This is a genomic window from Shinella sp., assembly GCF_052438155.1.
Lineage (GTDB): Bacteria > Pseudomonadota > Alphaproteobacteria > Rhizobiales > Rhizobiaceae > Shinella.
Genome location: NZ_JBQVPI010000010.1, coordinates 203,867 through 212,576, shown reverse-complemented (window position 1 = coordinate 212,576; position 8,710 = coordinate 203,867). Strand labels below are relative to the sequence as shown.

At 64.4% G+C, this 8,710-nt stretch carries 9 protein-coding genes; 4 read left to right on the top strand and 5 right to left on the bottom strand.

Features of this window, described 5'->3' with window-relative positions; translation table 11 throughout:
* Window positions 1-188: 188 nt before the first annotated feature.
* Window positions 189-647, top strand: coding sequence for a YbaK/EbsC family protein (locus ACT6VE_RS19595; protein WP_444800190.1), 459 nt, complete (start codon window positions 189-191; stop codon window positions 645-647).
* 291 nt (window positions 648-938) lie between these two features.
* Window positions 939-2,231 (top strand): NCS2 family permease, encoded by a 1,293-nt coding sequence (locus tag ACT6VE_RS19590; protein WP_444800189.1) that lies wholly within the window; start codon window positions 939-941, stop codon window positions 2,229-2,231.
* 52 nt (window positions 2,232-2,283) lie between these two features.
* Here ACT6VE_RS19590 and ACT6VE_RS19585 read toward each other — a convergent pair whose 3' ends face one another.
* The 5 genes from ACT6VE_RS19585 to puuE form a co-directional block, all read right to left on the bottom strand.
* Window positions 2,284-3,081, bottom strand: coding sequence for an SRPBCC family protein (locus ACT6VE_RS19585; RefSeq protein WP_444800188.1), 798 nt, complete (start codon window positions 3,079-3,081; stop codon window positions 2,284-2,286).
* Complete coding sequence (locus tag ACT6VE_RS19580; RefSeq protein ID WP_444800187.1) at window positions 3,065-3,676, bottom strand: winged helix-turn-helix domain-containing protein; 612 nt, start codon at window positions 3,674-3,676, stop codon at window positions 3,065-3,067. The genes ACT6VE_RS19585 and ACT6VE_RS19580 overlap by 17 nt, the downstream gene beginning before the upstream one ends.
* A gap of 97 nt (window positions 3,677-3,773) precedes the next feature.
* Window positions 3,774-4,259, bottom strand: coding sequence for an ureidoglycolate lyase (locus tag ACT6VE_RS19575; RefSeq protein WP_444800186.1), 486 nt, complete (start codon window positions 4,257-4,259; stop codon window positions 3,774-3,776).
* Entirely contained in the window at window positions 4,256-5,263 is a 1,008-nt protein-coding gene (gene alc / locus ACT6VE_RS19570) for an allantoicase (RefSeq protein WP_444800185.1), read from the bottom strand. The genes ACT6VE_RS19575 and alc overlap by 4 nt, the downstream gene beginning before the upstream one ends.
* A 10-nt stretch (window positions 5,264-5,273) precedes the next feature.
* Window positions 5,274-6,692 (bottom strand): allantoinase PuuE, encoded by a 1,419-nt coding sequence (gene puuE, locus ACT6VE_RS19565; RefSeq protein ID WP_444800184.1) that lies wholly within the window; start codon window positions 6,690-6,692, stop codon window positions 5,274-5,276.
* 161 nt (window positions 6,693-6,853) lie between these two features.
* On the opposite strand from puuE, the gene uraH reads away from it, so the two are divergent.
* A complete protein-coding gene (uraH, locus tag ACT6VE_RS19560) occupies window positions 6,854-7,219 on the top strand; it encodes a hydroxyisourate hydrolase (RefSeq protein WP_444800183.1) in 366 nt (121 codons plus the stop codon).
* 4 nt (window positions 7,220-7,223) lie between these two features.
* On the top strand, window positions 7,224-8,708 hold the full coding sequence (gene xdhA / locus ACT6VE_RS19555; RefSeq protein WP_444800182.1) for a xanthine dehydrogenase small subunit: 1,485 nt from the start codon (window positions 7,224-7,226) through the stop codon (window positions 8,706-8,708).
* Window positions 8,709-8,710: the final 2 nt, after the last annotated feature.

The window sequence follows — 8,710 nt, the reverse complement described above, 5'->3', positions numbered from 1 at the left end:
CCCGGTAGCTCGTCAGGCTCATAACCTGAAGGCCGCAGGTTCAAATCCTGCCCCCGCAACCAAATCAAACAAAGCCCTCCCGCAAGGAGGGCTTTTTGCGTTCCGGCTGGGCGGAACCAAACATAGCCTGCAACCGCTTTGCAAGCTCCCTCTTGCGCAACGGCGGTGTCACTGGTTATGAAAATACCATGTCGCTCGAATCCGTCCGCACTTTCTTTTCAGAACACGCCCCCGATATCGCGGTGCTCGTCACCGAGCAGAGCTCGGCGACCGTGACGCTGGCCGCCGAGGCACATGGGGTGGCACCGGAGCAGATCGCCAAGACGATCTGCCTGCGGGTCGGCGAGGAGATCGTCCTGCTGGTCGCAGCCGGCACGGCGCGTCTCTCAAACCGGAAATTCAAGGATCGTTTTGCGGCAAAACCCCGCATGCTCGATGCGGAACAGGTACTGGCCGTGACCTCCCACCCGGTCGGCGGTGTGTGTCCGTTCGGTCTGCCTTCGCCCGTGCCGGTCTATTGCGATGTGTCGCTTCGGCCTTTCGACGAGGTCGTCCCGGCCGCCGGTGCCACGAATGCGGCTGTGCGCATTGCGCCGGAGCGCCTGGTGGGGCTTGTTCAGGGTGCGTGGGTCGACGTCTGCGAGTGACGCAGGCCGTCTGCGGATCAGGCAAAGTGTGCTTCCCATCGGAAGAATCATGAAAGAGTTTCGCTAAAATTCGGGGAAATGCCCGGCTGGCAAAATTCCGCTCAAACAAGCATTATAACGAAACTGTGATCAACCGCGGCCGGCTTCCGGCGGACAGCGGCGCGCGGGCGCGGGAAATCCGCGTGGGCGACGGTTCGCAGCGCGAAGCGTCGGTCGGGGCCGGGTGGCTGGAGGAGCTTTGACCCGGAAGTTTCGCACGGCGCAGCCGCTGGCGCGCCAGGGGGAGAAAACATGTTTGAACGGCTTTTCAAGCTGAGTGAGCACGGTACCACCGTGCGCACAGAGGTGATCGCGGGTCTCACGACCTTCCTCACCATGTCCTATATCATCTTCGTCAACCCGGACATCCTGTCGACGACGGGCATGGACCGGGATGCCGTCTTCGTCGCGACCTGTCTGGCCGCGGCCCTCGGCTCGCTGGTCATGGCGCTTGTCGCCAACTGGCCGATCGGCATGGCGCCTGGCATGGGCCTCAACGCCTTCTTCGCCTTCACCGTCGTCGCGGCCCTCGGCTTCACCTGGCAGCAGGCGCTGGGTGCGGTGTTCATTTCCGGCCTCATCTTCGTCATCCTGACGGTGACCGGGGTGCGCAGCTGGCTGATCGAAGGCATTCCGCATTCGCTGCGTAGCGCCATCGCTTCCGGTATCGGCCTCTTCCTCGGCATCATCGCGCTGAAGAATGCCGGCATCGTCGTCGACAACCCGGCAACGCTCGTCGGCCTCGGCAGCCTCAAGGAGACCGGTCCGCTGCTGGCCATCCTCGGCTTCTTCATCATCGCCGTGCTCGATGCGCTGCGGGTCAAGGGTGCGATCCTGATCGGTATTCTCGCCGTGACGATCCTCTCCTGGATCACCGGCGTCAGCCAGTTCCAGGGTGTCGTCTCCGCACCGCCGTCGATCATGCCGACCTTCCTGCAGCTCGACATCATGGGCGCGCTGCATGGCGGCCTGCTGCATGTCATCCTGGTCTTCGTGCTCGTCGAAGTGTTCGACGCCACCGGCACGCTGATCGGCGTCGCCAAGCGCGCCAATCTCATCCAGGAAGGTAAGAAGAGCCGCCTCGGCCGCGCGCTTCTCGCCGACAGCACGGCGATCGTCGCCGGTTCGCTGATCGGTACGAGCAGCACCACGGCTTACGTCGAAAGCGCATCCGGCGTACAGGCCGGCGGGCGCACGGGCCTCACCGCCTTCACCGTCGCCATCCTGTTCCTCGCCGCCCTCTTCATCTCGCCGCTTGCCGGCTCCGTGCCGACCTATGCAACGGCACCGGCGCTGCTCTACGTGGCCGGCCTGATGATGCGGGAACTGACGGAAGTCGAATGGGAAGACCTGACGGAAGCGGCCCCGGCAGCGCTCACCGCGCTCGCCATGCCCTTCACCTATTCGATCGCCAACGGTCTTGCCTTCGGCTTCATCAGCTATGTCGTGCTGAAGCTGTTCACCGGCAAGTGGAAGCAGATCCATCCGGCGACGGCGATCGTCGCGGTGCTCTTCGTCATCCGCTTCGCTTTCTTCGCGGAATAGGAAGTTTGCCATAAAGGAACGGGCCGCGCAGTGAGCGCGGCCCGTTTTCGTTTCAGGGCTTGGCAATGCCGTCGAGCCAGGCCTGCCATTGCGGCTCGCTCGCCGCGGCGGTCTCGTCGGCCTTCGGTCCGTAGAAGAAGCGGCAGACGCTGAGCCGGATCGTCTCGCCAGCACCATAGATGCCGAACAGGCCGACGCCCGGCACTTCTCCGTGGATATGCATCAGCACGTAGCGCTGCGCCGCGTCCTGCCGCACGGAAACAATCTCGCCGAAACATGTTTCGCCGGCTTCGACGGTCCAGTTCTCACCGACATCGGCCGTTTCGTGGCCGAGCCCGTCGAGCAGCTTGCGCCAGACGACGAGGGCGTCGCCCTTCGTCTCCGCTGTGAGCTGGAACGAACTGGCATTGTGGCTCGCATGGTGCGCGAGGTAGATCCGCAACACCTCGATGAAGCCTGGCCAGCCGGATTCGAAGCCCTCCATCTGGTCGTCCCAGTCACCCGTCGTGCTGAACAGGGAATGCACCATGCGCACGAGGCACTGGTCGCCGGAGCGGGCGACGATGGAGATTTCGGTGGCGATCGGCGGGGCGTTTTCGGCCCAGCCCACTTCGACATAGCCGAAGCGGTGTGGTGGCTCCCAACCCGTGACGGTTCCACCGGAGGCGACACCCGGCATGAATTGGAAGGTCAGTTGGCCACCGATCCTTTCCTCGATCTCGGCGCGGGTGAACCAGGCGGTGTTGCCGGGCCCGGTCGCCATGGCCTGCCAGACCTGATCCGGCGTGCCGGGCACGAGAAATTCCATTTCCACCCAGCGCTTGCCGCTGGCGTCAAATTTCGTCGGCATCGTGTTTCCTTTCGGTTTCTGGAGGGGCTGGATAGGCGGCGACCACCAGCCTGTGCGGCCGGCCGCCCGGGGTCGTATCGTCGTGGTAGCGGGCGGCGAGGGCTGCGACCGCGTGGGTCAGATCGGCGGTGAAGGCTGAACGGTCGGCCGGTGAGGCGAAGCGGATCGTCGTGTCGATGGAGAGGGTCGCCAGTCGCTTGTCCGTTGCCCGCGCACTGCGCCAGAGCGCGCCCACTTCCCGCACGATGCGGGCGGCGAGCGCAAGAAGATAGCTGGCGGAGAGCCGGTCGCCGTGGATGGCAGGATCGGCATCGAGCGGGCCAAGTGCTGCGGGGGAGACGACATAGGCGCGCGCCGTCGCCACCATCAGGCGCTCGGTAATGCCGCCCCATTGGCGCTCCTCGGCCTGTTGTACCAGCTTCTGCTCTTCCAGCGCCTTCAGGTGATAGTTGACCTTCTGGCGCGTCAGGCCGACCCGGCCGGCAAGGGCGGCCGCGGAGGCGGGAACCGAAAGCTCGGCAAGCAGGCGCGCCTTGATCGGATCGAGGGCGAGCATCGCGGCGGCCGGTGTATCGATGATGTCGAGGTCGAGCATGCCGCAGGATTCCATTGACAAGAAAATTTGTCAAGGAAGGCAAAGAAGTGCCGGCCCGTGGAGGCGGGCCGGCGGATCCGCGTCCCCGGTGGATGGATCAGCGGATCAGGAAGGTTTCGTCGTAAAAATGCTCTTCGAGGTTCACGCCCTCGCCGGCACGGTCGACCACGGCGAAGTCGGACACCGTTTCGAGCGGCGTCAAAATGCCGTGCCAGATGTTGCGGCCGATATTGACGCCCTGGCCGGGTGCGGTGCGGAAGGCGATCGGCTCAGCCGGGCCGTTTTCCGTTTCCTCGGCGACGACGACGAGGAACGGGCTTTCGCCGAGCGGAATGAAGGCCTGGCTGCCGAGCGGGTGACGCTCGACCATCTTCAGTTCCAGCGGCAGCGGATAGGGTTCGCCGCGCAGCAGGCTGATCATCGGACGGGCTTTTTCGCCGGTCGTCTCGATATTGGCGAGGTCGTGGTAGCGCGTGCACTTGCCCGCATTGATCGGGAAATTGTGCGCGCCGTCCTGCTCGATGACTTGGCCGAAGGGCGCGAAGGCCTCGCGGGTGAGTTCTCTGATTTCGATGGTCTTCATGTCTTTCCTCCCTCGGCCACTCGGCCAAAAACGCGCAGACGGCTGATGCCGCCGTCCGGATGGATGTTCAGACGGACATGCGTCACAGCACCCGCCTGTTTCACGAGATGGCCGTCGAACGTGTGGATACGGTCGGCTGCCAATTTCTGCTCGGGCAGGATTTCCTGCCAGAACATCGACGCGGCGGTGACAAGGGTGGGGAGGTCCCCCGTCGTGCCGGTCAGGTCGGCGGCCTGCATGGAGCAGGCATCCGGGTAGTTGCCCTTGAAATGGGCGGTATCGACGACGATGCTTTCCACCGTCGCTCGTGCACCAAGCTTGACCACGATCCATTCGTAGCCTGGCTCGCGGCGGCGGCTGGTCTCCCAGCCGTCACCCATATTGACGCCACGGCCGGGTGCGAGCAAGCGCTGATGGCCATAGTGCCCGTTCGAAAGTGCCACGACCTGGCCGCCGGAAAGGGCGGAAGCGAGGTCGATCGGCCCTTCGGCCGGGTCGAGCGCCGGAAGTCCATAGACACGCAGCCGCGCCACCCCGCCGTCGGGATAGATGCGCAACCGCACATGGCTGTAGAGCCCGCCCGAAGCGCAGTCGAAGAAATGCTGGGCGCCCGGCCCGAGCGGGCTTGCCGGCAGCAGTTCCGTCCATTCGGTCGTATCGTCCGGCGCATCCGGCGCGTAACAGCCTTCGATGGTGCAGGCCGTCGGGTAGTTGCCCGTGAAATAGGCCGTATCGACGTCGAAGCCGCGGATGCTGCCGGGTTTTGCCAGCGCGATGATGGCATGGTCGTGGCCCGGTCCGCGTCGCCGGCGTGTTTCCCAGCCGTCCATCCACTTGCCGTTTTCGTCGTAACGGCCGGGATGGTAGACGGCAGGCTCGTCGGCCAGCATGCGCGACAGCGGCCCGTAGAACTCGTCCGTCGCGAAGAGACCCCTCGCCCCGAGGCCTGCCGAGGCGAGATTGATCGTTCCGCGCGCGAAGGCGGGCAGGGCGGCGGTCGACATGGCCCGTCGCTCAGCTCGGCAACAGCGCTTTGAGCCGCAGCACTGCGATCCGCTCGACCTGCTTGCAGGCGGTGGCGAATTCCGTGTCGCGGTCGTTTGCGATGCGTTTTTCGAAGGCGGCGAGGATGCTGGCTTTCGTGTTGTCGCGCACAGCGATGATGAACGGGAAACCGAATTTTTTCACGTAGTCGGTGTTCAGCTCGGTGAAGCGCGTGCGCTCCTCATCGGTCAGCGCGTCGAGACCGGCAGAGGCCTGTTCGTCGGTCGAGCTTGCCGTCAGACGTTTTGCCTGCGCCAGTTTGCCGGCAAGGTCCGGGTGCGCGACGAGCACGCCGAGGCGCTGTTCTTCGCTGGCCGCACGGAACTGGAAGGTCAGCGCTGCGGCAAGGCCGATGGCGGTATCGTTCGCCGGCGAAAGTTCGCCCGCCCAGGCGCGTCTGGCGACCCAGGGGGAATGCTCGAAAATATCGCCGAAGCGGTCGACGAAGGCCGCTTCCGGCATCTGCGACGGGCGCTCGGTAGCGGGCCGCGGCGGATGGGTCTTTGCCCAGTGCTCGGCAATGTCGACGCGCCGCGCGATCCAGACCTTGTCGTGGCTCTGCACGTAGTCGATGAAGCGGGCGAGCGCCATGACGCGACCCGGCCGGCCAACCAGGCGGCAATGCAGGCCGATGCTTATCATCTTCGGGCTACCTGCCTTGCCTTCCGCATAGAGCGCGTCGAAAGAATCCTTCAGGTAGCTGAAGAACTGGTCGCCGCTGTTGAAACCCTGCGGGGTGGCGAAGCGCATGTCGTTGGTGTCAAGCGTATAGGGAATGATGAGCTGCTGGCGACCATTGTGCTCGTACCAGTAGGGCAGGTCGTCCGAATAGGTGTCGGAGATGTAGTCGAAGCCACCTTCTTCGGCGACGAGGTCGACCGTGTTCACCGAACAGCGGCCGGTATACCAGCCACGCGGCCGTTCGCCGGTGACGAGCGTGTGCAGGCGGATCGCCTCGGCGATCGCCGCGCGCTCCTCCTCGGCCGGCATGTCCTTGTGCTCGACCCATTTGAGACCGTGCGAGGCGATTTCCCAGCCTGCATCGATCATCGCTGCGACCTGGGCGGGCGAGCGCTGGAGTGCCGTGGCGACACCGTAGACCGTGACGGGCACGTTCTTTTCCGTCAGCAGCCGCTGCAGGCGCCAGAAACCGGCGCGTGCACCATATTCGTAGATCGATTCCATGTTCCAGTGGCGCTGGCCCGGCCATTGCGCCGCGCCGACGATTTCCGACAGGAAGGCTTCGGATGCCGCATCGCCATGCAGCACGCAGTTTTCGCCGCCTTCCTCGTAGTTGAGCACGAATTGCACGGCGACGCGCGCCTCGCCCGGCCATGCGGCCTTGGGCGGGTTCTCTCCGTATCCGTGCATGTCACGGCAATATCGCATGGGACGCTCCTCCAAACGCTTTTCGATGGCAAATGTCTAACCCGAAAATCCCCCGCGCCATTTCTCAGGAAAATTTGAAAGTCTCGAACGATACTGCCGCTTTTCAGGGGAATGCGCCTGACAGATAGTGGAAGGAGGAGCGCTGTGCTCGGGAGGAAAACATGCAGTCTCATCGCCAGGGAGCCGGGCGGCTCACGACCCACGTTCTGGACACCGCGCGCGGCAAGCCGGCGGAAGGGGTGCGCATCGATCTCTACCGGGTCGAGGGCGAGACGTTTCACCTGATCAAGACCACCGAGACGAACGATGACGGCCGCTGCGATGCGCCGCTTCTTTCGGGCGAGACCATGAAGGTGGGTACCTACGAGTTGCGCTTCCATGCCGGCGATTACCTCGGCCGCACCGGTGATGGCCCGCTGTTCCTCGATATCATCCCGATCCGCTTCGGTCTTGCCGATGAGGGCGCGCACTACCATGTGCCGCTGCTCGTCTCGCCCTTCAGCTATTCCACCTATCGCGGGAGCTAAACCCATGGCCGCCGCAAAAATCCGCTCCGAACTGCGCTTCATTCTCAATGGCCAGGACGTTGTTCTTCGCGACGTCGCGCCGGACCACACGCTGCTCGACTGGCTGCGCCTCTCCCGCCTGCTCACGGGCACCAAGGAAGGCTGTGCGGAGGGCGACTGTGGCGCCTGCACGGTGCTGGTCGGCCGGCTGACCCCGGAGGGCCAGCTTGTCTATGAGGGTGTCAATGCCTGCATCCGCTTCATGGGCTCGCTGGATGGCTGTCATGTCGTAACCGTCGAGCACGTCGCTGCCCGGGACGGAAAGCTGCATCCGGTGCAGCAGGCGATGGTGGACTTTCACGGCTCGCAATGCGGCTTCTGCACGCCGGGCTTCGTTATGTCGCTCTATGCGCTGTGGATGCAGGTGCCCAATCCGAGCGATCAGCAGATCGAGACGGCGCTGCAGGGCAATCTCTGTCGTTGCACCGGCTACGAGCCGATCCTGCGCGCTGCGCGCGCCATTTCCAGCTATGCCGGCACGGAGAAGGACCCGCTTCTCACGGAGCGTGCAACGATGATCGCGCGCCTGAAAGCCTTGCATGACGGCGCCCGCGTCGAGATGGGCGAGGGCAAGCACCGGTTCGTCGTGCCGGCCGACCTCGATGATTTCGCTGCCATTCTGGAGGCGTCGCCGACCGCGACCATCGTCGCCGGTTCCACCGATGTCGGCCTCTGGGTCACCAAGCATATGCGTGACATCACGCCGGTGGTCTTCATTGCCGGGCTCGACGAGCTTAAATCCATTGCGGTGACGGACGGTACGATCTCCATCGGCGCCGGTGTCACCTATAGCGAGGCGATCGCCACGCTCTCGAAGCACATTCCGGCCCTCGGCCCGCTGATCAACCGCATCGGCGGCCAGCAGGTGCGCAACATGGGCACGATCGGCGGCAACATCGCCAACGGCTCGCCGATCGGCGACATGCCGCCGGCCCTGATTGCGCTGGGCGCGACACTCACCTTGCGCAAGGGCACGGTTCGGCGCACCATCTCGCTCCAGGATTTCTTCATCGCCTATGGCAAGCAGGACCGCCAGCCCGGCGAATTCGTCGAATCCGTACATGTGCCGGTTCCCGCGGCGGGCGAAAAATTCGCCGTCCACAAGGTGACCAAGCGCCGCGACGAGGACATCACGGCAACGCTCGGCGCTTTCCGTCTGGCGCTTTCCGCCGATGGCACGGTGGCTGCGATCATCATCGCCTATGGCGGCATGGCGGCGACGCCGAAACGGGCGTTTGCGGTCGAAAAAGCGCTCCTAGGCAAGCCTTGGACGGAAGCGACGGTGGAGGCGGCTATGGAAAAGTACGCGGAAGACTATGCGCCGCTGACCGACATGCGTGCCACCGCCGAATACCGCGCGCTGGTGGCGAAAAACCTGCTTCTGCGGTTCTTTATGGAAACGACATCCAGCGATGCACCCGCTCAGGTGTCCAGATACGAGGCTGCGTGAGC

Excerpts from the sequence above, each read along its gene's own strand:
- uraH (WP_444800183.1), top strand. The coding sequence starts at position 6,854 with ATGCAGTCTCATCGCCAGGGAGCCGGGCGGCTCACGACCCACGTTCTG.
- ACT6VE_RS19590 (WP_444800189.1), top strand. The coding sequence starts at position 939 with ATGTTTGAACGGCTTTTCAAGCTGAGTGAGCACGGTACCACCGTGCGC.
- xdhA (WP_444800182.1), top strand. The coding sequence starts at position 7,224 with ATGGCCGCCGCAAAAATCCGCTCCGAACTGCGCTTCATTCTCAATGGC.
- alc (WP_444800185.1), bottom strand. The coding sequence starts at position 5,263 with ATGTCGACCGCCGCCCTGCCCGCCTTCGCGCGCGGAACGATCAATCTC.
- ACT6VE_RS19585 (WP_444800188.1), bottom strand. The coding sequence starts at position 3,081 with ATGCCGACGAAATTTGACGCCAGCGGCAAGCGCTGGGTGGAAATGGAA.
- ACT6VE_RS19575 (WP_444800186.1), bottom strand. The coding sequence starts at position 4,259 with ATGAAGACCATCGAAATCAGAGAACTCACCCGCGAGGCCTTCGCGCCC.
- puuE (WP_444800184.1), bottom strand. The coding sequence starts at position 6,692 with ATGCGATATTGCCGTGACATGCACGGATACGGAGAGAACCCGCCCAAG.
- ACT6VE_RS19595 (WP_444800190.1), top strand. The coding sequence starts at position 189 with ATGTCGCTCGAATCCGTCCGCACTTTCTTTTCAGAACACGCCCCCGAT.
- ACT6VE_RS19580 (WP_444800187.1), bottom strand. The coding sequence starts at position 3,676 with ATGCTCGACCTCGACATCATCGATACACCGGCCGCCGCGATGCTCGCC.